Source organism: Pantoea sp. SO10 (genome assembly GCF_005281435.1).
GTDB classification, from domain to species: Bacteria; Pseudomonadota; Gammaproteobacteria; order Enterobacterales; family Enterobacteriaceae; genus Pantoea; species Pantoea leporis.
On record NZ_CP040095.1, the window covers coordinates 691,078 to 713,246 of the forward strand.

The following is a 22,169-nucleotide window of genomic DNA, read 5'->3' on the forward strand; positions in this document are numbered from 1 at the left end:
ATAACTCTATGGATACTTTACGAATTGGATTAATTTCCGTTTCCGATCGTGCTGCTAACGGCATCTATCAGGATCAAGGCATTCCGGCGTTAGAGAGCTGGCTCACCGCCGCGCTGGCTACGCCGTTTGAAATCGAAACGCGTCTGGTGCCGGATGAGCAGCCAATGATTGAGCAGGCGATTTGCGAGCTGGTCGATGAGCTGTTCTGCAATTTGGTCCTCACCACCGGCGGCACCGGACCGGCGCGGCGTGATGTGACGCCAGATGCCACATTGGCGGTTGCCGACCGTGAAATGCCGGGCTTCGGCGAGCAGATGCGCCAAATTAGCCTGCAATTTGTGCCGACCGCTATTTTATCTCGCCAGGTTGGCGTGATCCGCAAGCAGTCGCTGATCCTCAATCTGCCGGGCCAGCCAAAATCCATTAAAGAGACGCTGGAAGGGCTGAAAGCGGAAGATGGAACGGTAAAAGTGCCGGGGATTTTTGCCGCTGTACCTTATTGTTTACAGCTACTGGAAGGGCCGTATGTGGAAACTCATGCCGATGTGGTAGCAGCTTTTCGCCCCAAAAGCGCCCGTCGTGAGACAAATGACTAAAAATCGGCATTTTCAGGCATAAAATCCAGCCGCACTGGTGTGGCAAAATATTGACGGTATAGTAATTCAATCTTTACATAAGTTGTTTTGCCTCTGGATACCGCTGGATTATGGATACGCACGCAACGCGTCGACTCAACGGACAGGATTACAAAACCCTGTCGCTGGCCGCCCTTGGTGGGGCGCTGGAATTCTACGATTTCATTATCTTCGTCTTCTTTGCCGCCGTGATTGGCGAACTGTTCTTCCCACCTGACATTCCTGAATGGTTGCGTCAGGTGCAGACTTTCGCCATCTTTGCTGCGGGTTATCTGGCGCGTCCGTTAGGCGGCATTATCATGGCGCACTTTGGTGACAAAGTGGGGCGTAAGAAGATGTTCAGCCTCAGTATTCTGCTGATGGCGCTGCCGACGTTGGCGATGGGCGCATTGCCCACTTATGCCAGCATTGGCATCGCTGCGCCGTTATTGATGCTGCTAATGCGCGTGCTGCAAGGCGCGGCTATCGGCGGTGAAGTGCCTGGCGCGTGGGTGTTTGTCGCCGAACATGTGCCTGAAAAACGCATTGGTTTTGCCTGCGGCACGCTGACCGCAGGCTTAACCGCAGGGATTCTGCTCGGTTCGCTGGTGGCAACGGTGCTGAACACCACGCTGTCACCGGCTGCGATGCGCGATCATGGCTGGCGCATTCCTTTCTTCCTCGGCGGTGTGTTTGGCTTGCTGGCGATGTATCTGCGTCGCTGGCTGCATGAAACCCCGGTGTTCCAGCAGATGCAGCAGCGTAAAGCGCTGGCAGAAAAAATGCCGCTGCAAACCATTTTTGCCAGCCATAAGCGCGGCATCGTAATTTCGATGCTGCTCACCTGGCTTCTGTCGGCTTGCATTGTGGTGGTGATTTTGATGGCGCCGACGCTGATGCAAAAACAGCATGGCATTCCCGCCGCGCTCAGTCTGCAGGCCAACAGCTTCGCCACCATTATGCTGCTGCTGGGTTGTGTTATCGCCGGATGGCTGGTGGATCGCTTCGGCGCGGCGCGTTCGCTGATGGTCGGTTCAATACTGCTGGCGATCGGCAGCTGGAACTTCTTCCATCAGTTAAGTAGCACGCCGGAAATGCTGTTTGTTTGGTACGGTTTAGCGGGCCTGAGCGTGGGGGTCGTCGGTGTAGTGCCGTTTGTGATGGTGCGCGCATTCCCGGCGGCGGTGCGCTTTACCGGCATCTCATTCTCGTACAATGTTGCTTACGCGATTTTCGGTGGTCTGACGCCGATTAGCGTAACGCTGATGATGAGCCTGACGCCAATGGCGCCTGCCTGGTATGTGCTGGCGCTGGCGATAATTGGCTTTATGGTGGGAATCTGGCTGTGGCGCGATAGCCGTCAGCAGTATGCGCAGTTAGATATGTCGCTGCACTCGTCATAATGCAAAAAGCGGAGCCAAACAGCTCCGCTATTCATTTGTCACTCGCCAATCGGCAATACCGTACGACCAAACTTCTCGTTCAGCACTTCGCCCATCGCCAGATAGAACGCACTCGAACCGCAAATAATGCCAATCCAGCCGGCAACGCGCAGCAACCCCGCGTTGTCGGTCAGGTGGCCGATAGCCAGCAGCGCAAACAGCAGCGTCAGGCTGGCGAAGATGAACTGCAGCATTTTCGGTGACTTCAGCGTGCCGAAAAATAGGAATGCAGTGAACACGCCCCACAGCGCGAGATACGCGCCAAGGAAGTGGCCGTCGGCCGCCTCTGCCAGCCCCAGTTTCGGCAGCAGCAGAATTGCCACCAACGTTAACCAGAAGCTGCCGTAAGAGGTAAAGGCGGTCAGCCCGAAGGTGTTGCCTTTCTTATATTCCAGCAGCCCGGCAAAAATTTGCGCGATGCCGCCGTAGAAAATCCCCATCGCCAGGATGATCACATCCATCGCAAACAGGCCGGTGTTGTGTAAGTTGAGCAGGATGGTGGTCATACCGAATCCCATCAGGCCCAACGGGGCGGGATTCGCCAGCGTGGTATTGCTCATAATTCCTCAGAAGCAGCGTTGAAGATGTTGTTCGTGTTTTACACCCGCGCAAACCGCTGGGGGCGCGAGGCGCTGCATAATAAGCGGCCTCTTTTTGCCCAACTTTGATCTGAATCGACGAGAGAATGAAATTTTTTTTAGTTTTAACCCTTGATGCGCATCGAACCGGCCCCATTTACTTGTCATCGAGCGTTGTGAGGCAGCAAAAAAAGCCTGCTTCAGCAGTTGAAAGTGGTCAGTTTGACCGCATCTCTGTTTCACAACCCAAATTGGCAAAGAATTTAAGTAGGAGACGTTTAGATGGGCAAGATTATTGGTATTGACTTGGGTACAACCAACTCATGTGTTGCAGTTATGGATGGTGGTAAAGCACGCGTACTGGAAAACGCCGAAGGCGATCGCACCACGCCGTCGATCATTGCGTATGCACAGGATGGCGAAACTCTGGTGGGTCAACCGGCTAAACGTCAGTCTGTGACCAACCCGCAGAACACCCTGTTTGCGATCAAGCGCCTGATTGGCCGTCGCTTCCAGGACGAAGAAGTACAGCGTGATATTAAAATTATGCCGTACAAAATCATCGGCGCAGATAACGGCGACGCATGGCTGGACGTAAAAGGCCAGAAAATGGCACCGCCGCAGATTTCTGCTGAAGTGCTGAAAAAGATGAAGAAAACCGCGGAAGATTTCCTCGGTGAAGCCGTCACTGAAGCGGTTATTACCGTTCCAGCTTACTTCAACGATGCGCAGCGTCAGGCGACCAAAGACGCCGGCCGTATCGCGGGTCTGGAAGTAAAACGTATCATCAACGAACCAACCGCAGCTGCACTGGCTTACGGCCTGGATAAAGGTCAGGGCAACCGCACCATCGCGGTATACGACCTGGGCGGTGGTACTTTCGATATCTCAATCATTGAGATCGATGACGTTGATGGCGAGAAAACCTTTGAAGTTCTGGCAACCAACGGTGATACCCACCTGGGTGGTGAAGACTTCGATAGCCGTCTGATTAACTATCTGGTGGCTGAATTTAAGAAAGATCAGGGCATCGATCTGCACAACGATCCGCTGGCCATGCAGCGTCTGAAAGAAGCGGCAGAGAAAGCCAAGATCGAGCTGTCTTCAGCACAGCAGACCGACGTTAACCTGCCGTACATCACGGCGGATGCGACCGGTCCTAAGCACCTGAACATCAAAGTAACACGTGCGAAACTGGAATCACTGGTTGAAGACCTGGTTTCTCGCTCTATCGAGCCGTTGAAAGTGGCTCTGCAGGATGCGGGTCTGTCTGTTTCAGACATCAACGACGTGATCCTGGTGGGCGGTCAAACGCGTATGCCAATGGTTCAGGCCAAAGTGACTGAGTTCTTTGGTAAAGAGCCACGTAAAGATGTGAACCCGGATGAAGCGGTCGCCGTGGGTGCTGCGGTTCAGGGCGGCGTGTTGGCGGGTGAAGTGAAAGACGTTCTGCTGCTGGACGTGACTCCGCTGTCGCTGGGTATCGAAACCATGGGCGGCGTGATGACTTCGCTGATTAGCAAGAACACCACCATCCCAACCAAGCACAGCCAGGTGTTCTCTACCGCTGAAGACAATCAGTCTGCCGTGACCATTCACGTGCTGCAGGGTGAGCGCAAGCGTTCAGGCGATAACAAATCCCTGGGCCAGTTCAACCTCGACGGTATCCAGGCTGCACCGCGCGGTATGCCGCAGATCGAAGTCACCTTCGATATCGATGCGGATGGTATCCTGCACGTGTCTGCGAAAGACAAAAACAGCGGTAAAGAGCAGAAGATCACCATCAAGGCTTCTTCTGGTCTGAATGAAGAAGAGATCGAAAAAATGGTGCGTGACGCGGAAGCGAACGCCGAGTCTGACCGCAAGTTCGAAGAGCTGGTTCAGACCCGTAACCAGGGCGATCAGATTTCGCACAGCACCCGTAAGCAGCTGGACGAAGCGGGCGACAAACTGTCTGCTGACGACAAAGCGCCAATCGAAGCTGCGTTGACCGAGCTGAACACCGCGCTGAAAGGCGAAGACAAAGCAGAAATCGAAGCCAAAATGCAGGCATTGATGGAAGTGTCCAGCAAACTGATGGAGCTGGCACAGCAGCAGGGTCAGGCAGCTGATGCAGGCGATGCTTCTGCACAGAAAGAAGACGACGTTGTCGACGCTGAGTTCGAAGAAGTTAAAGACAAAAAATAATTGCCCCTGACCGGGCGCGACGGCTGGCCTGACAGCCGTTGAAACCAGCACGGGCGTAGGAGATCTCTCCACGCCCGTGCGATCATGTTAAGGGCAGAACAAATATGGCTAAGAGTGATTTATACGAGATCTTAGGCGTCTCTAAATCCGCAGATGAGCGTGAAATCAAAAAGGCTTATAAGCGCCTGGCGATGAAATACCATCCGGACCGTAATCCGGACAATAAAGAAGCCGAAGCGAAGTTTAAAGAAATTAAGGAAGCCTACGAAATTCTGACCGACGCACAGAAGCGTGCGGCCTACGACCAATATGGTCACGCAGCCTTTGAACAAGGCGGCATGGGCGGCGGTGGTGGCTTCGGCGGCGGCGGCGCCGACTTCAGCGATATCTTTGGCGACGTATTTGGCGATATTTTTGGTGGTGGCCGCCGTCAGCGTGCCGCACGTGGCGCCGATTTACGCTACAACATGGAGCTAACGCTGGAAGAAGCGGTACGCGGCGTGACCAAAGAGATCCGCATTCCAACACTGGAAGAGTGCGATGTCTGCCACGGCAGCGGCGCGAAAGCGGGGACCAAACCGCAGACCTGTCATACCTGTCACGGTGCAGGCCAGGTGCAGATGCGTCAGGGCTTCTTCACTGTGCAGCAGGCGTGTCCGACCTGTCACGGTCGCGGTTCAGTGATCAAAGATCCGTGCAATGCTTGTCATGGTCACGGTCGCGTTGAGCGCAGTAAAACCCTGTCGGTGAAAATTCCAGCAGGCGTGGATACCGGCGATCGCATTCGTCTGACCGGCGAAGGTGAAGCGGGCGAACAGGGCGCACCAGCGGGCGATCTGTACGTTCAGGTTTCGGTGAAAAAGCACCCGATCTTCGAGCGTGAAGATAACAACCTATATTGCGAAGTGCCGATTAACTTTGCGATGGCAGCATTAGGTGGCGAGATTGAAGTGCCGACGCTTGATGGACGTGTGAACCTGAAAGTGCCTTCTGAAACGCAAACTGGCAAGCTGTTCCGCATGCGCGGTAAAGGCGTGAAATCGGTGCGTGGTGGTGCGGTAGGCGATTTGCTGTGTCGTGTGGTGGTGGAAACGCCAGTCAGCCTCAATGACAAACAGAAAGCGTTACTGCGTGAACTGGAAGAGAGTTTTGGCGGCCCGAGCGGCGAGAAAAACAGCCCGCGCTCCAAAAGCTTCCTCGACGGCGTGAAGAAGTTTTTTGACGATTTAACACGTTAATCCCGTCTGGCATGCTTAATAAAGCGGAGAGGAAACTCTCCGCTTTTTTTATGTTTTCCCGCCAACGCGTCGCTCCTGATATAAGCTCAATCTGCCTGGCGTGAGATAAAAGCAGAAACCCTCTCGTAATGCATCGGTATTATCGAGTCGTTAACGAGACATAAGCTGCTTTTAACGAGGTGTTTGAGTCGTTACACTTCTCAGCCTAAATGTCTCTACTCAGGAGGAGTTGTGAACAAACCCCGTTCTCTTCGAAGCTTACTGAAAAGCTTTATTGCCAGCGATGCCAGCAACGGCATGGTGCTGATTCTGGCGGCCGTCGCGGCAATAATTTTGGCTAACAGCGCGGAAACCGCTCAAGCTTATCAATCGTTTCTCGCCGAGCCGGTGCAGATTCGCTTCGGTGCATTAGACATCAGCAAAAACCTGCTGCTGTGGATCAACGATGCCATGATGGCGCTGTTTTTCCTGTTAATTGGTTTGGAAGTGAAACGTGAACTGATCACCGGTGAACTCGCCAGCCGCGATCGCGCCATTTTCCCGGTGATTGCGGCAATTGGCGGCATGGTTATGCCGGGACTGATTTTCCTGATGCTTAATCATGGCGATCCTATTGCACGTAACGGCTGGGCAATTCCTACTGCTACTGATATCGCCTTTGCTTTGGGCGTGCTGGCACTGCTGGGCAGCCGCGTGCCAACCGCGCTGAAAGTGTTCCTGATGGCGCTGGCGATTATTGATGATCTCGGCGCTATCGTCATTATCGCGCTGTTCTACACCAGCGATCTCTCCATGCTGTCGCTGAGCGTGGCGGCAGGTGCGATTGTGCTGCTGGCGATTCTCAATCGTTGTGGCGTGCGTAACATTGCCATCTATATGTTGGTCGGCATTGTGCTGTGGACGGCGGTGCTCAAATCGGGTGTGCACGCAACGTTAGCGGGCGTGATTGTTGGCTTCTTCGTGCCGCTGGAAGAGAAGAACGGCCATTCTCCAGCCGAGCATCTGGCGCATGGTTTAATGCCGTGGGTAAACTGGCTGATTCTGCCGCTGTTCGCTTTTGCCAACGCTGGCATCTCGCTGAGCGGCATTACCTTTATGGATACGCTGTCACCAGAACCGCTGGGCATCATTCTCGGCTTGCTGATTGGTAAACCGTTGGGTATCACGCTGTTCTGCTGGCTGGCGGTGAAGTGGCGGCTGGCGGTGTTGCCGGCGGGCACCACGATACGCGATATCATGGCGATTGGTGTGCTGTGCGGTATCGGCTTCACCATGTCGATCTTTATCAGTTCGCTGGCGTTTGATGCCGCCCATGAGCAACTGGTGACCTTCTCCAAGCTGGGGATTCTCAGTGGCTCGCTGCTCTCAGCGGTGATTGGTTACACGCTGCTGCGCATCAAATTGCGTTAAAAGAGGAAGGAGGCGAAAGCCTCCTTTTTTTGCCGATGAATCAGCTCAACTTTAATCATCTCTACTACTTCTGGCAGGTGTGTAAAACTGGTTCGGTGGTGCGCGCGGCGGATGTGCTGTGCCTGGCACCACAGACCGTTACCGGTCAGATTAAATCGCTGGAAGAGCAACTCGGCGGTGTGCTGTTTCGTCGTCAGGGACGCGGTTTAGTGCCGACGGAACTTGGCCAACTGGTGTTTCGCTATGCCGACCGCATGTTCATGCTGAGCCAGGAGATGCTCGATATCGTTAACTACCGCAAAGAGTCGCATCTGCTGTTTGACGTTGGCGTGGCGGATGCGTTGTCTAAGCAACTGGTGAGCAAGGTGCTAGAGGCTGCGGTGGTGGCTGAAGAGAGAATCCATCTGCGCTGCTTTGAATCGACGCACGAGATGCTGCTGGAACAGTTAAGCCAGCACAAGCTGGATATGATTCTTTCCGATTGCCCAATTGATTCGACTCAGCAGGAAGGGCTGTTTTCGGTCAAGCTGGGCGAGTGTCCGATCAGCTTCTGGTGCAACACACCGTTACCGACGCTGCCGTTTCCTGCCAGCCTGGAAGAGCGGCGTTTGCTGATTCCGGGGCGTCGCTCGATGCTGGGTCGCAAACTGCTGAACTGGATTCACAGCCAGGGATTGCAGGTGGAGATTCTGGGCGAGTTTGATGATGCGGCATTAATGAAAGCTTTTGGTGCGCTTAACAACGCGATATTTGTGGCTCCGACGCTGTATGGCGACGAGATTTATCGGGATGACGCCATCAAAGAGATTGGGCGGTTGGATGCGGTAATGGAGGAGTATCACGTGATCTTTGCCGAACGGATGATTCAGCATCCGGCGGTACAGCGGATCTGCCATCGCGACTTTAGTGCGCTGTTTACCCCTGAATTGCAGGCATAAAAAAACCGGCTAAACGCCGGTTCTTTTTTACAAAGCGATTAACAGACGGGCGATTAAGCCAGTTTGTTGATCTGAGCAGTCAGGTTTGCTTTATGACGTGCAGCTTTGTTTTTGTGGATCAGGCCTTTAGCAGCCTGACGGTCCACGAGTGGTTGCATTTCGTTGAATGCGTTCTGCGCAGCAGCTTTGTCGCCTGTTGCGATAGCCGCGTATACTTTCTTGATGAAAGTACGCATCATTGAACGGTTGCTTGCGTTATGCTTGCGACGTTTCTCAGATGTTACGGCGCGTTTCTTAGCTGATTTGATATTAGCCAAGGTCCAACTCCCAAATGTGATCTATATGGACAAATCAAAGGCCGAGGACTATGCCTTTTGCGCCTTCTTATGTCAATGGATTTGTGCAAATAAGCGTCGTTTTAAAAACAACACTCGATTACGTAATTGATGGCGCAGGATTCTACCAGCAACGCGGCGTTGAATACAGTATTTCGCAGCAAAAATCTTCAGATCCTTGCTAAGCAATTGCCCACGCGTGGAATAAGCCGCTCCAGAAGCAGGAAAGGCACGTATACGGGTTAACCTAAACGCCATTCAAGGGTATAATCCGCCGATTTCCACCGGTTTGAGTCAGCCATGAAGTTTATCCGCGGTATTTATAATCTGAAAGAGCAGCATCGCGGCTGCGTCCTGACCATTGGCAATTTCGACGGCGTACATCGCGGCCACCAGGCTTTGATGGCGCAGCTGATTGCCGAAGGACGAAAACGCAATCTGCCGGTGGTGGTGATGGTATTTGAGCCACAACCGCTTGAGCTGTTTGCCGGCGACAAAGCCCCGGCGCGCCTTACGCGTTTGCGTGAAAAGCTGAAGTACCTCGAACAAGCGGGTGTTGATGCCGTACTCTGCGTACGTTTTGATCGTCGCTTCGCTGCGCATTCGGCGCAGAGTTTTATTTCTGAATTGCTGGTAGACAAGCTCAACGTCAAGTTCCTGGCCGTCGGCGATGATTTCCGCTTCGGCGCTGGTCGCCAGGGGGATTTCCTGTTATTACAGAAAGCCGGTGCGGAGTATGGCTTTGAGGTTATCAGCACCCAGACCTATTGTGACAGCGGCAAGCGCATCAGCAGCACCGCCGTTCGTCAGGCGCTGGCGCAGGATGATTTTGCGCAAGCCGAAGCGCTGCTGGGCCATCCGTTCAGCATCTCAGGCCGCGTAGTGCACGGCGATGCACTCGGGCGCACCATCGGTTTTCCAACGGCTAATCTCCCTTTGCGTCGCACCGTTACGCCGGTTAAAGGCGTGTTTGCGGTGGCAGTGTTGGGCCTTGGCGATCAGCCGCTGCCCGGCGTGGCCAATATTGGTACGCGCCCAACGGTAAAAGGTTTACGTCAGCAGCTTGAAGTTCATCTGCTCGACACACATATGAATCTCTATGGGCGTCACATTGAAGTGGTGCTGAAACAGAAGATTCGCGATGAACAGCGTTTCGCTTCGCTGGACGCGCTGAAAGAACAAATTGCGAAAGATGTGGTGACAGCCCGCCAATTCTTTGGGCTAAAAACACCGGTTTAATGACCGAAATACGGAATCGAGAATCTGATGAGTGACTATAAATCTACCCTGAATTTGCCGGAAACGGGGTTCCCGATGCGTGGCGATCTGGCCAAGCGTGAACCGGGAATGCTGCAACGTTGGTATGATGACAACCTGTACGGCATCATCCGCGAAGCCAAAAAAGGGAAAAAAACCTTTATTTTGCACGATGGCCCTCCTTATGCGAACGGCAGCATTCATATTGGTCACTCAGTTAACAAGATTCTGAAAGACATTATCGTTAAGTCGAAAGGCATGGCGGGCTACGACTCGCCGTACGTTCCAGGTTGGGACTGCCACGGCTTGCCGATTGAGCACAAAGTTGAACAGATGATTGGTAAGCCGGGCGAAAAAGTGAGCGCGGCTGAATTCCGTGCCGCTTGCCGCCAATATGCGGCAGAGCAGGTTGAAGGCCAGAAAAATGACTTCATCCGCCTCGGCGTGCTCGGTGACTGGGATCGTCCTTATCTGACGATGAATTTCCAGACCGAAGCCAACATCATCCGTGCGCTGGGTAAAATCATCGGCAACGGCCATCTGCACAAAGGCGCTAAGCCGGTGCACTGGTGCATGGATTGCCGTTCGGCGCTGGCTGAAGCGGAAGTGGAGTATTACGACAAAACTTCGCCATCCATCGATGTGATGTTCAATGCCGTGGATGCCGATGCGGTGCGCGCGAAGTTTGGCGTCGCTGCTTCAGAAGGCCCGGTTTCACTGGTGATCTGGACCACCACGCCGTGGACCATGCCAGCTAACCGCGGTATCTCGCTGCATCCAGAATTTGAATACCAGCTACTGCAGATCGACGGTCGCAGCCTGATTCTCGCCAAAGAGATGGTTGAGAGCGTGATGAAGCGCGCGGGTATCAGCGACTGGACCGTGCTGGGCGAATGCAACGGCGCGGCGCTGGAGCTGCAGCTGTTCCAGCATCCGTTCCTCGAGCAGATCCAATCGAAAGTGGTATTGGGTGAGCACGTGACGCTGGAAGCCGGTACCGGTGCGGTACATACCGCACCAGGCCATGGCCCGGATGACTATGTTATCGGTCAGAAATACGGTCTGGAAACCGCCAATCCGGTGGGGCCGGATGGCGCGTATCTGCCAGGCACCTACCCGACGCTGGATGGCGTAAACGTCTTTAAAGCCAACGACATGATCGTTGAGCTGCTGAAAGAGAAGGGCGCGCTGCTGCACGTTGAGAAACTGCTGCACAGCTACCCGCACTGCTGGCGTCATAAAACGCCAATCATCTTCCGTGCCACGCCACAATGGTTCATCAGCATGGATCAGAAAGGCCTGCGTGCGCAGTCGCTGAAAGAGATCAAAGGCGTGCAGTGGATCCCAGATTGGGGCCAGGCGCGTATCGAAGCGATGGTAGCGAACCGTCCGGACTGGTGTATCTCACGTCAGCGTACGTGGGGTGTGCCGATGGCGCTGTTCGTGCATAAAGAGAGCGAGCAGCTGCATCCGGATACGCTGGAGCTGATGGAGAAAGTCGCGAAACGGGTTGAGCAGGACGGCATTCAGGCGTGGTGGGATCTCGATCCGCGCGACCTGATGGGCGACGACGCTGACCTCTACGTTAAAGTGCCTGACACCTTAGATGTCTGGTTCGACTCCGGATCAACCAGCTACGCGGTGGTGGATGCGCGTCCTGAATTCGGTGGCCATACGCCAGATATGTACCTGGAAGGTTCGGATCAGCATCGCGGCTGGTTCATGTCTTCTCTGATGATCTCCACGGCGATGAAAGGCAAAGCGCCTTATCGTCAGGTACTGACGCACGGTTTCACCGTGGATGGTCAGGGCCGCAAGATGTCGAAATCGATCGGCAACACCGTGGCGCCGCAGGATGTGATGGATAAGCTGGGTGCGGACATTCTGCGTCTGTGGGTCGCTTCTACCGATTATTCCGGTGAGATGGCGGTCTCCGACGAAATCCTGAAGCGTGCCGCAGACAGCTATCGTCGTATCCGTAACACCGCGCGTTTCCTGCTGGCAAACCTCGCTGGCTTCAACCCGGCGACCGATTGCGTCAAACCGGAAGAGATGGTGGTGGTGGATCGCTGGGCGGTTGGCCGTGCGCTGGCAGCGCAGCAGGATATCGTGCACTCCTACGAAAACTATGATTTCCACGAAGTGGTGCAGCGTCTGATGCACTTCTGCTCAATCGAAATGGGCTCGTTCTATCTCGATGTGATCAAAGATCGTCAGTACACCGCAAAAGGCGACAGCCTGGCGCGTCGCAGCTGCCAAACCGCGCTGTGGCACATCGTTGAAGCGCTGGTGCGCTGGATGGCGCCAATCATGTCCTTCACCGCAGACGAAATCTGGGGCTACCTGCCGGGCGATCGCGCGAAGTACGTGTTCACCGAAGAGTGGTATCAGGATCTGTTTGGTCTGGCAGATAACGAAACGCTGAACGATGCCTATTGGGATGATGTACTGAAAGTCCGCGGTGAAGTGAACAAGGTGATTGAGCAAGCGCGTAGCGACAAACGCATCGGTGGCGCGCTGGAAGCGACGGTGACGCTGTATGCGGATGCCGAGCTGGCAGCCAAGCTGCAGGCGCTGGGTGATGAGCTGCGTTTCGTGCTGTTAACTTCAGGCGCGACCGTGGCGGATTACGCCACTGCCAGCGATGAAGCGCAGCAGAGCGAGCTGTTCAAAGGTCTGAAAATCGCGCTGCATAAAGCAGAAGGCGAGAAATGTCCGCGCTGCTGGCATTACACTACTGACGTTGGCCAGAATCCGGAGCATGCTGCGGTGTGTGGTCGTTGCTACACCAACGTCGCCGGCAATGGCGAACAGCGGAAATTTGCCTGATGAGTAAAGCGCTCTCTTCAACCGGTTTGCGCTGGCTTTGGCTGGTGCTGGTGGTGATTGCCATCGATTTTGGCAGCAAGATGTGGGTCATCAACAACATGATGCTGCATGAAACGCAGCCGCTGATGCCGTTCCTGAACCTGTTCTACGCGCATAATTATGGCGCGGCGTTCAGCTTCCTGGCCGACAAAGGCGGTTGGCAGCGCTGGTTCTTCGCCGGCATCGCCATTGCTATCGTGGTGGCGCTGTTGGTGATGATGTATCGCAACGCTGCCAGCAACAAATTAACCAATATTGCCTACGCGCTGATTATCGGCGGGGCGTTGGGTAACCTGTTTGACCGTTCGTATCACGGCTTTGTGGTCGATTTTATCGACTTCTATGTCGGTGACTGGCACTTCGCGACCTTTAACATCGCCGACTGTGCCATCTGCATCGGCGCGGCGCTGGTAGTGCTGGAAGGTTTTCTCAGCCCGAACGGCAAACCGGCTAAACAGAAAGGGTAACTGATGACAGACTTAGTTCAGCGCGATAGCGCGTTGCTGGTGCATTTTACGCTGAAGCTGGAGGATGGCTCGACGGCCGAATCCACGCGCGCCAACGGCAAACCTGCGCTGTTCCGTCTGGGTGATGGCAGCCTGTCGGGCGCGCTGGAACAGCAGCTACTCGGACGTAAAGTGGGCGATAAGCATGCCTTTACGCTGGAGCCGGAAGATGCGTTTGGCGGCACCAGCCCGGATCTGGTTCAGTACTTCTCACGTCGTGACTTTAACGATGCGGGCGAGCCGGAAGTGGGTGCCATTATGCTGTTCAGCGGCCGCGGCGGCAGCGAAATGCCTGGCGTGATCCGTGAAGTTTCCGGTGACTCGATCACCGTAGACTTCAACCATCCGCTGGCGGGCCAGCGCATTCAGTTTGACATTGAAGTGCTGGAGATTGATCCGGCGCTGGAGGCCAACGATGCAAATCCTGTTAGCTAACCCACGCGGTTTCTGCGCAGGCGTTGATCGCGCCATCAGCATCGTTGAGCGCGCGCTGGAGATGTACGGCGCGCCCATCTACGTGCGTCACGAAGTGGTGCATAACCGCTACGTGGTGAGTAGCTTACGCGAACGTGGGGCGATCTTCATTGAAGAGATCGCTGAAGTGCCGGATAACGCCATTCTGATCTTCTCCGCGCACGGCGTATCGCAAGCGGTTCGCGCCGAAGCCAAAGCGCGTAACCTCACCATGCTGTTTGATGCGACCTGTCCGCTGGTGACCAAAGTTCATATGGAAGTGGCGCGCGCTAGCCGTAAAGGTGTTGAAGCGATTCTTATTGGTCACGCGGGGCATCCGGAAGTGGAAGGCACCATGGGCCAGTACAGCAATCCTAACGGTGGCATGTATCTGGTGGAATCGCCGGAAGATGTGTTCAAGCTGAACGTCAAAGATGAGAGCAACCTGTGCTTTATGACGCAGACCACACTTTCAGTCGATGATACTTCGGACGTGATTGATGCACTGCGTCAGCGCTTCCCGGCGATTATCGGTCCACGCAAAGATGACATCTGCTACGCCACCACCAACCGTCAGGAAGCGGTACGCGTCTTAGCGCGTGATGCTGAAGTGGTGCTGGTAGTGGGATCGAAAAACTCCTCTAACTCGAACCGTCTGGCCGAACTGGCGCAGCGTGCTGGTAAGCTGGCGAAGCTGATTGATTCGGCTGATGACATCCAGGAAGAGTGGGTCAAAGACAAGCAGGTCATCGGCGTAACAGCGGGCGCTTCTGCTCCTGATATTCTGGTGCAACAGGTGATTCAACGTCTGCGTGAGCTCGGCGGTGAAGCGGCGATTGAGCTGATTGGCCGTGAAGAGAACATCGTGTTTGAAGTACCAAAAGAGCTGCGCGTCGACGTGCGAAACGTGCAGTAAGCGGTTTACACCGCAGTAAAATCAGGCCGACATTGTTCGGCCTTTTCTTTGCCTGTCGCTGTAGAAAATCCTGCTTCCAGCATGCGGGATTGCTTTTACTGATAATGTTTCGCGGCTGGCATAAAATTCTTATATCCCTTTATTGTTGTGGCGTGACTGTTATCTGACCGTTAACCTGTTTACGCTTTACATGCATAGATTTGTATCAGGAATGAATAATTATGAGTGAAATCCGCATTGCTATCGTTGGTGCGCCGGGCCGCATGGGACGCAATTTGATTCAGGCCGTACAGCAGGCGGAAGGTGTTGCGCTAGGCGCAGCACTGGCGCGTAGCGGTTCGTCATTGCTGGGCGTAGATGCTGGCGAACTGGCGGGCATCGGCAAAACGGGCGTGATCGTCTCTGACGACCTGCAAAAGGTGGTTAACGACTTCGATGTCCTGATCGACTTCACCCGTCCGGAAGGCACGCTGGAGTATCTGGCGTTTTGCCGACAGCACAGCAAAGCGATGGTGATCGGTACCACCGGTTTTGATGAAGCCGGCAAAGCGGCGATTCGCGCGGCTGCTGAAGAGATTGGCATCGTGTTCGCCGCTAACTTCAGCGTGGGCGTCAACCTGGTGCTGAATCTGCTGCAGCAGGCAGCGAAGGTGATGGGCGACTACGCGGACATTGAAATCGTTGAAGCGCACCATCGTCACAAAGTTGATGCACCATCAGGTACTGCGCTGGCGATGGGCGAAGCGATTGCCGATGCCATGAAGTGGAATCTGGATGAGCACGCGGTGTATGCCCGTGAAGGTCATACCGGTGAGCGTAAAGCGCAAACCATCGGATTTGCTACCGTGCGCGCTGGTGATATCGTCGGTGAACACACCGCGATGTTTGCAGATATTGGTGAGCGCGTAGAGATTACCCACAAGGCTTCCAGCCGTATGACCTTTGCAAATGGTGCAGTTAAAGCGGCAAGCTGGTTAAAGAACAAGAAATCTGGCCTTTACGACATGCGAGATGTGCTGGATTTATCGATGTTGTGAGTGTTGTGAACCATCGTGATGTGGTTATTTCAATCGGTAAGACCTTGATTGACGAGGGCAATGTGATCATTGCCCTTTATTTTATCTGTAAATGACCGTTTTGCTATGTTATGGGTTCGAAATGATTATTTATCGTAGTTAACGAGTGATTATCAGGCTTGCGATGGCTAATTTTGACCGTTTGGTCAAAAATTTATGCGCGCTAGCACCACTTTGCCATTATCGCCGTCAGGCAACCGATTATTTTTCTGAGTTATCTCACTCTTTTATCGCCTTTCACCGTTTTTAACATTCAGTTGCCCGAAATATACAAAAAAATAACCACATGTTGTAGACAAGGTGCGGGGCGATCATTAGAATGCGCGCAATTTGCCAAAATTCGAGTACTCAGGCGGGTTTTGCATTGATTCTGGCACTGCTTTTGAATTAATATGCAAATATTGTGACTGTTTATTCCCTGGAGGATGTTTTGATTAAGTCAGCGCTCTTGGTTCTGGAAGACGGAACCCAATTCCACGGTCGGGCCATCGGGGCTACGGGGTCGGCAGTGGGGGAAGTTGTTTTCAACACTTCAATGACCGGTTATCAAGAAATCCTCACTGATCCTTCCTATTCCCGCCAAATCGTTACCCTCACTTATCCCCATATCGGCAATGTTGGCGTTAACGCCGCCGATGAAGAATCCAGCCAAATCCATGCTCAAGGCCTCGTTATTCGCGATCTGCCGCTGATTACCAGCAACTTCCGCAGTGAAGAAAGTCTGGCAGCTTACCTGCAGCGCAATAACATCGTTGGCATCGCCGATATCGACACGCGCAAACTGACCCGTTTGCTGCGCGAGAAGGGTGCACAGAGCGGCTGCATTATTGCGGGTGATAATCCGGATGCCGCACTGGCGCTGCAGAAAGCGCAGGCGTTCCCAGGCTTGAAAGGCATGGATCTGGCGAAAGAAGTGACCACCGCGGAAACCTACGCGTGGCAGCAAGGTAGCTGGACACTGGAAGGTGACCTGCCGGAGCAGAAAACGGCGGAAGAGCTGCCGTTCCATGTGGTGGCGTACGATTACGGCGCTAAGCGCAACATCCTGCGTATGCTGGTGGATCGCGGCTGCCGCCTGACGGTCGTGCCGGCGCAAACTTCGGCAGAAGAGGTTCTGGCACTTAATCCAGACGGTATTTTCCTGTCGAACGGTCCTGGCGACCCGGAGCCATGCGACTACGCCATTAACGCCATTCAGGCGTTCCTGAAAACCGATGTTCCGGTATTCGGTATCTGCCTTGGGCACCAGCTGTTAGCGCTGGCGAGCGGTGCCAAAACCATCAAGATGAAACTCGGCCACCACGGCGGCAACCATCCGGTGAAGGAGCTTGATAACAACACCGTGATGATCACCGCACAGAACCACGGCTTCGCGGTTGATGACAGCCAATTACCGGCCAATCTGCGCGTGACGCATGTGTCGCTGTTCGACCAAACCGTGCAGGGCATTCATCGCACTGACAAACCGGCCTTCAGCTTCCAGGGACACCCGGAAGCGAGCCCAGGCCCGCATGATGCGGCGCCACTGTTCGATCACTTCATCGAACTGATCAAAGCATACCGTTCTAACGCGAAGTAATCAGGAGCCCACGATGCCAAAACGTACAGACATAAAATCCATCCTGATTCTTGGTGCTGGCCCGATCGTTATCGGCCAGGCATGTGAATTTGACTACTCCGGTGCGCAGGCGTGTAAAGCGCTGCGTGAAGAGGGCTACCGCGTCATTCTGGTGAACTCGAACCCGGCAACCATTATGACCGACCCGGAAATGGCTGATGCGACCTATATCGAGCCGATTCACTGGGAAGTGGTACGCAAGATCATCGAAAAAGAGCGTCCGGATGCGGTGCTGCCAACCATGGGCGGCCAGACAGCGCTCAACTGTGCGCTGGAGCTGGAGCGTCAGGGCGTGCTGGCTGAGTTCGGCGTCACCATGATTGGTGCGACTGCCGATGCCATTGATAAAGCCGAAGATCGTCGTCGCTTCGACGTGGCGATGAAGAGCATTGGTCTGGGCACCGCACGTTCCGGTATCGCGCATACCATGGAAGAAGCGCTGGCGGTGGCCGAAGACGTTGGCTTCCCGTGCATCATCCGCCCTTCCTTTACGATGGGCGGCACCGGCGGCGGTATCGCCTATAACCGCGAAGAGTTCGAAGAGATTTGCGAACGCGGTCTGGACTTGTCGCCAACCAATGAGCTGCTGATTGATGAGTCGCTGATTGGCTGGAAAGAGTACGAGATGGAAGTGGTACGTGATAAAAACGACAACTGTATCATCGTCTGCTCGATCGAAAACTTCGATGCAATGGGCATCCACACCGGTGACTCTATCACCGTGGCGCCCGCGCAAACTCTGACCGACAAAGAGTATCAAATCATGCGTAACGCCTCGCTGGCGGTACTGCGTGAAATCGGTGTCGAAACCGGTGGTTCGAACGTCCAGTTCTCGGTGAACCCGAAAGATGGCCGTATGATCGTCATCGAAATGAACCCGCGCGTATCGCGTTCGTCAGCGCTGGCTTCAAAAGCGACCGGCTTCCCGATTGCCAAAGTGGCGGCGAAACTGGCGGTGGGCTTTACCCTTGATGAGCTGATGAACGACATCACCGGCGGCTTAACGCCTGCGTCGTTCGAACCCTCTATCGACTACGTCGTTACCAAGATTCCTCGCTTCAACTTCGAGAAGTTCGCCGGTGCCAACGATCGTCTGACCACGCAGATGAAATCGGTCGGTGAAGTGATGGCGATTGGCCGCACGTTCCAGGAATCGATGCAGAAAGCGCTGCGCGGTCTGGAAGTCGGTGCCAACGGTTTCGACCCGAAAGTCAGCCTCGACGATCCAGAAGCGTTAACGCGCATTCGCCGCGAACTGAAAGATGCCGGTTCTGACCGTATCTGGTACATCGCCGATGCGTTCCGCGCCGGCATGTCAGTTGATGGTGTGTTCAACCTCACCAACATTGATCGCTGGTTCCTGGTGCAGATTGAAGAGCTGGTGCGTCTGGAAGAGCAGGTTGAACGCGAAGGTGTGAACTCGCTGAACGCGGAGTTCCTGCGCGCGCTGAAGCGTAAAGGCTTTGCTGATGTCCGTCTGGCCGCGCTGGCGGGCGTATCTGAGGGCGAAATCCGTAAGCTGCGTCAGCAATTTAACCTGCACCCGGTTTATAAACGCGTTGATACCTGCGCCGCTGAATTCGCCACCGACACCGCCTATATGTACTCAACCTACGAGGAAGAGTGCGAAGCCAATCCAAACCAGGATCGTGAAAAAATCATGATTCTGGGCGGCGGTCCAAACCGTATCGGCCAGGGAATCGAGTTTGATTACTGCTGCGTGCATGCGGCGCTGGCGCTGCGTGAAGACGGTTACGAGACCATCATGGTCAACTGTAACCCGGAAACCGTCTCAACCGATTATGACACCTCGGATCGCCTCTACTTCGAGCCGGTCACGCTGGAAGATGTGCTGGAAATCGTGCGTATCGAGAAGCCGAAAGGCGTCATCGTACAGTACGGCGGCCAGACGCCGCTGAAACTGGCACGCGCGCTGGAAGCGGCTGGCGTGCCGGTGATTGGTACCAGCCCGGACTCGATTGACCGTGCAGAAGACCGTGAGCGTTTCCAGCAGGCGGTTGATCGCCTGAGCCTGAAGCAGCCGGCTAACGCCACCGTTGCCACGCTGGAACAGGCCGTTGAGAAAGCAGCTGGGATCGGTTATCCGCTGGTGGTGCGTCCTTCTTATGTGCTGGGCGGCCGCGCGATGGAGATCGTTTACGACGAAATCGACCTGAAGCGTTACTTCCAGACGGCGGTGTCGGTCTCTAACGATGCGCCAGTGCTGCTGGATCGCTTCCTCGATGATGCGGTTGAAGTGGATGTCGATGCGATTTGCGACGGCGAGCGCGTGCTGATTGGCGGCATCATGGAGCACATCGAGCAGGCGGGCGTGCACTCCGGTGACTCCGCGTGTTCACTGCCGGCCTACACGCTGAGCACTGAAATCCAGAACGTGATGCGTCAGCAGGTGGAAAAACTGGCCTTCGAGCTGAACGTACGTGGCCTGATGAACGTGCAGTTCGCGGTGAAGGACAATGAAGTTTACCTGATTGAGGTGAATCCACGTGCCGCGCGTACCGTGCCGTTCGTGTCGAAAGCCACTGGCGTGGCGCTAGCGAAGGTTGCCGCGCGCGTGATGGCAGGTAAAACGCTGGCTGAACAGGGCGTCACCAAAGAAGTGATTCCACCGTATTACTCGGTGAAAGAAGTGGTGCTGCCGTTCAACAAGTTCCCAGGCGTTGACCCGATTCTCGGCCCAGAAATGCGCTCTACCGGTGAAGTGATGGGCGTCGGTCGCACCTTCGCTGAAGCCTTCGCCAAAGCGATGCTGGGTGCGCAGAGCAACATGAAGAAAACCGGTCGCGCGTTGCTGTCAGTGCGTGAAGGCGATAAGAAACGTATCGTCGACCTGGCGGCAAAACTGCAGAAGTTTGGTTTCGAGCTGGATGCGACACACGGTACCGCAGTGGTGCTGGGCGAAGCGGGCATTAATCCACGTCTGGTGAACAAGGTGCATGAAGGTCGTCCGCACATTCAGGATCGCCTGAAGAATGGCGAATATACCTACATCGTCAACACCACGGCGGGACGTCAGGCGATTGAAGACTCCAAGCTGATTCGTCGTAGCGCGCTGCAGTACAAAGTGCATTACGACACCACGCTGAACGGCGGTTTTGCCACAGCGATGGCGCTGAACGCGGATCCGACAGAGCAGGTAATTTCGGTGCAGGAAATGCACGCGCAAATTAAAGGCTGATTCCAACTGGCTACCAATTAACGGCTCCTGCGGGGGCCGTTTTTTTATCCTTTTACCAATGCCCGCATTTCCTTATCTGTAAAAATCCTATTGATTTGACATATGTTTTATCAGTTGATGCGGAAAGCGTTACACCTCGGAATATCCGCACAAAATTATAAATAAGATCCCAGTTAGCGCACCGTACTATTTCGCCCGCTCACCAATAGAGCGCTCACCTTAACTGGGATATAAAAAATGCAAATGCGTGCTTTCACTCTCAGCGCTATTGCTGCGTTACTCGCAGCGGCGCCACTCGCCAGCCAGGCGGAAATTACTTTACTCAAGCAGGATCCACAGGCGGGCGATGCGCTAAGCCGTCTCGACTTCAAAGTGGGCGGCAGTATTCGTCCGCAGTTCCAACATCAGAATGGCGTGAACGACAAATCGTACAAACGTAATGGCTACGACGGTGGCTCACGCTTTCGCTTCAGCGCCAATTATTACCTGTTTGACGACGTAAGCTGGGTCGGTTACTACGAGCTGGGCGTTAACTTCCCGGCCTGGTGGGGTTGGGACAATCATCATGCAGATGGTGCGAATAACACCTCGCGCCGCCAACTTTATACTGGCTTCAAAAGCGCCACCTTGGGTGAGCTCTACTTTGGTCAGCAGAACAGCGTTTACTACGATGTCGTAGGAGCGAAGACCGATATCTGGGATTACGACATGCTGGCGCAGGCGCCAGGCAATGGCATCAATGGTGATTACGATGGTTCTTACCGTTCGCGCAAAATGCTGAAGTACAAAAATACCTTCGGCGATGCGGATGTGTATGCGTCGTACCTGTTTGAAGATAATGAGTTCCTGCCAGGCAACGGCCTGCGCTATAAGCGTAAAGGCGGCGGCTCGCTGGGTGTGAACTACCACATCACCAAAGATCTGGCATGGGGAACCGCGTGGAACTACACCCGCGCCGATATTCGCAATCCAGTCAATGGCGTCAGCAAGCGCTATGACCAGAATATCTACGGTACCGCTCTGAGCTGGACGCCGGATAACTGGACGCTGTCAGCCGGTGCGGGTTGGTATGAGAACTTCTCCCCAACCAAACGTAATACCGTTAACAATTACTTCGCGGATGACGCGTGGGGCATCGAATACTTTGCTGGCTACAAATTCCCAATTGGTCAGTATGCGGTGAAATCTATTCAGCCTTACTTCATGGGCGACCGTCTGGAGTTCGTCAACGGACGTGACTACAAGCGTATTGATAACGGCGTTGGCGTGAGTGCCCAGCTGGATTACGGCTTCCGTGTCGACTACGAATATGTCATCACCTCCAGCACCGACAAGTCACTGGGCAACGTGAACCTGGTGCGTCTACGCTACGATTTCTAAAGCGTTTCAACGGCTCCTGCGGGAGCCGTTTTCTTTTTTTGCACAGAGTGCGCTTTTCTTTACACTGCGATACCAATAACGCGACGTTTCGCGCGGAGTTGTGCCGCCTCGTCAGCAATTTCTGGCTCCTCGCCCCGCAATTGCCGGGAAAGTC

At 54.5% G+C, this 22,169-nt stretch carries 17 protein-coding genes; 15 read left to right on the plus strand and 2 right to left on the minus strand.

The genetic code is table 11. The annotated features are described in order from the left end of the window. The first annotated feature begins 8 nt into the window (after positions 1–8). Together mog and FCN45_RS03150 are read left to right on the plus strand one after the other, a co-directional pair. Positions 9–596, plus strand: coding sequence for a molybdopterin adenylyltransferase (gene mog, locus FCN45_RS03145; RefSeq protein ID WP_101762156.1), 588 nt, complete (start codon positions 9–11; stop codon positions 594–596). A 110-nt stretch (positions 597–706) separates the two neighbouring features. Further along, on the plus strand, positions 707–2,017 hold the full coding sequence (locus tag FCN45_RS03150; protein ID WP_137385130.1) for an MFS transporter: 1,311 nt from the start codon (positions 707–709) through the stop codon (positions 2,015–2,017). 38 nt (positions 2,018–2,055) lie between these two features. Here the strand turns inward: FCN45_RS03150 and satP are convergent, their stop codons facing one another. Next, positions 2,056–2,616, minus strand: coding sequence for an acetate uptake transporter (gene satP, locus FCN45_RS03155; protein ID WP_101762154.1), 561 nt, complete (start codon positions 2,614–2,616; stop codon positions 2,056–2,058). A gap of 300 nt (positions 2,617–2,916) precedes the next feature. Between satP and dnaK the strand changes: the two genes are divergently transcribed. The 4 genes from dnaK to nhaR all read left to right on the plus strand — a co-directional run bounded on the left by dnaK (position 2,917) and on the right by nhaR (position 8,407). Beyond that, complete coding sequence (gene dnaK, locus FCN45_RS03160; protein ID WP_101762153.1) at positions 2,917–4,821, plus strand: molecular chaperone DnaK; 1,905 nt, start codon at positions 2,917–2,919, stop codon at positions 4,819–4,821. Between the two features lie 104 nt (positions 4,822–4,925). Beyond that, on the plus strand, positions 4,926–6,059 hold the full coding sequence (gene dnaJ / locus FCN45_RS03165) for a molecular chaperone DnaJ (RefSeq protein ID WP_101762152.1): 1,134 nt from the start codon (positions 4,926–4,928) through the stop codon (positions 6,057–6,059). 231 nt (positions 6,060–6,290) lie between these two features. Further along, positions 6,291–7,469: a Na+/H+ antiporter NhaA gene (gene nhaA, locus FCN45_RS03170; RefSeq protein ID WP_137385131.1), complete on the plus strand. Its 1,179-nt coding sequence runs from the start codon at positions 6,291–6,293 to the stop codon at positions 7,467–7,469. Positions 7,470–7,504: 35 nt separating this feature from the next. Beyond that, the gene (gene nhaR, locus FCN45_RS03175) at positions 7,505–8,407 is read left to right on the plus strand and encodes a transcriptional activator NhaR (protein WP_137385132.1); all 903 of its coding nucleotides are present in this window, start codon (positions 7,505–7,507) and stop codon (positions 8,405–8,407) included. Between the two features lie 53 nt (positions 8,408–8,460). On the opposite strand, the gene rpsT is transcribed toward nhaR, so the two are convergent. Continuing rightward, a complete protein-coding gene (rpsT, locus tag FCN45_RS03180) occupies positions 8,461–8,724 on the minus strand; it encodes a 30S ribosomal protein S20 (protein WP_036619798.1) in 264 nt (87 codons plus the stop codon). A 318-nt stretch (positions 8,725–9,042) separates the two neighbouring features. Here rpsT and ribF point away from each other — a divergent pair, with 318 nt between their 5' ends. The 9 genes from ribF (at position 9,043) to FCN45_RS03225 (ending at position 22,015) form a co-directional block, all read left to right on the plus strand. After that, positions 9,043–9,981, plus strand: coding sequence for a bifunctional riboflavin kinase/FAD synthetase (ribF, locus tag FCN45_RS03185; protein WP_101762149.1), 939 nt, complete (start codon positions 9,043–9,045; stop codon positions 9,979–9,981). Positions 9,982–10,008: 27 nt separating this feature from the next. Beyond that, entirely contained in the window at positions 10,009–12,828 is a 2,820-nt protein-coding gene (gene ileS / locus FCN45_RS03190) for an isoleucine--tRNA ligase (protein ID WP_137385133.1), read from the plus strand. Then, positions 12,828–13,334 carry a signal peptidase II gene (gene lspA / locus FCN45_RS03195; protein WP_101762147.1) on the plus strand — a complete coding sequence of 169 codons (507 nt, stop codon included), beginning with the start codon at positions 12,828–12,830 and terminating at the stop codon, positions 13,332–13,334. Before ileS ends, lspA begins: the two co-directional genes overlap by 1 nt. 3 nt (positions 13,335–13,337) lie before the next feature. Then, positions 13,338–13,808, plus strand: coding sequence for an FKBP-type peptidyl-prolyl cis-trans isomerase (gene fkpB, locus FCN45_RS03200; RefSeq protein WP_101762146.1), 471 nt, complete (start codon positions 13,338–13,340; stop codon positions 13,806–13,808). Then, positions 13,789–14,742: a 4-hydroxy-3-methylbut-2-enyl diphosphate reductase gene (ispH, locus tag FCN45_RS03205; RefSeq protein ID WP_064737614.1), complete on the plus strand. Its 954-nt coding sequence runs from the start codon at positions 13,789–13,791 to the stop codon at positions 14,740–14,742. Before fkpB ends, ispH begins: the two co-directional genes overlap by 20 nt. 221 nt (positions 14,743–14,963) lie before the next feature. Then, positions 14,964–15,779, plus strand: a complete 816-nt coding sequence (gene dapB, locus FCN45_RS03210) for a 4-hydroxy-tetrahydrodipicolinate reductase (RefSeq protein WP_137385134.1) — start codon at positions 14,964–14,966, stop codon at positions 15,777–15,779. A gap of 469 nt (positions 15,780–16,248) precedes the next feature. Continuing rightward, positions 16,249–17,397 carry a glutamine-hydrolyzing carbamoyl-phosphate synthase small subunit gene (gene carA / locus FCN45_RS03215; RefSeq protein WP_137385135.1) on the plus strand — a complete coding sequence of 383 codons (1,149 nt, stop codon included), beginning with the start codon at positions 16,249–16,251 and terminating at the stop codon, positions 17,395–17,397. A 13-nt stretch (positions 17,398–17,410) separates the two neighbouring features. Further along, a complete protein-coding gene (gene carB / locus FCN45_RS03220; protein ID WP_101762143.1) occupies positions 17,411–20,635 on the plus strand; it encodes a carbamoyl-phosphate synthase large subunit in 3,225 nt (1,074 codons plus the stop codon). Positions 20,636–20,872: 237 nt separating this feature from the next. Then, positions 20,873–22,015, plus strand: a complete 1,143-nt coding sequence (locus tag FCN45_RS03225) for a porin (protein WP_137385136.1) — start codon at positions 20,873–20,875, stop codon at positions 22,013–22,015. Positions 22,016–22,169 lie beyond the last annotated feature (154 nt).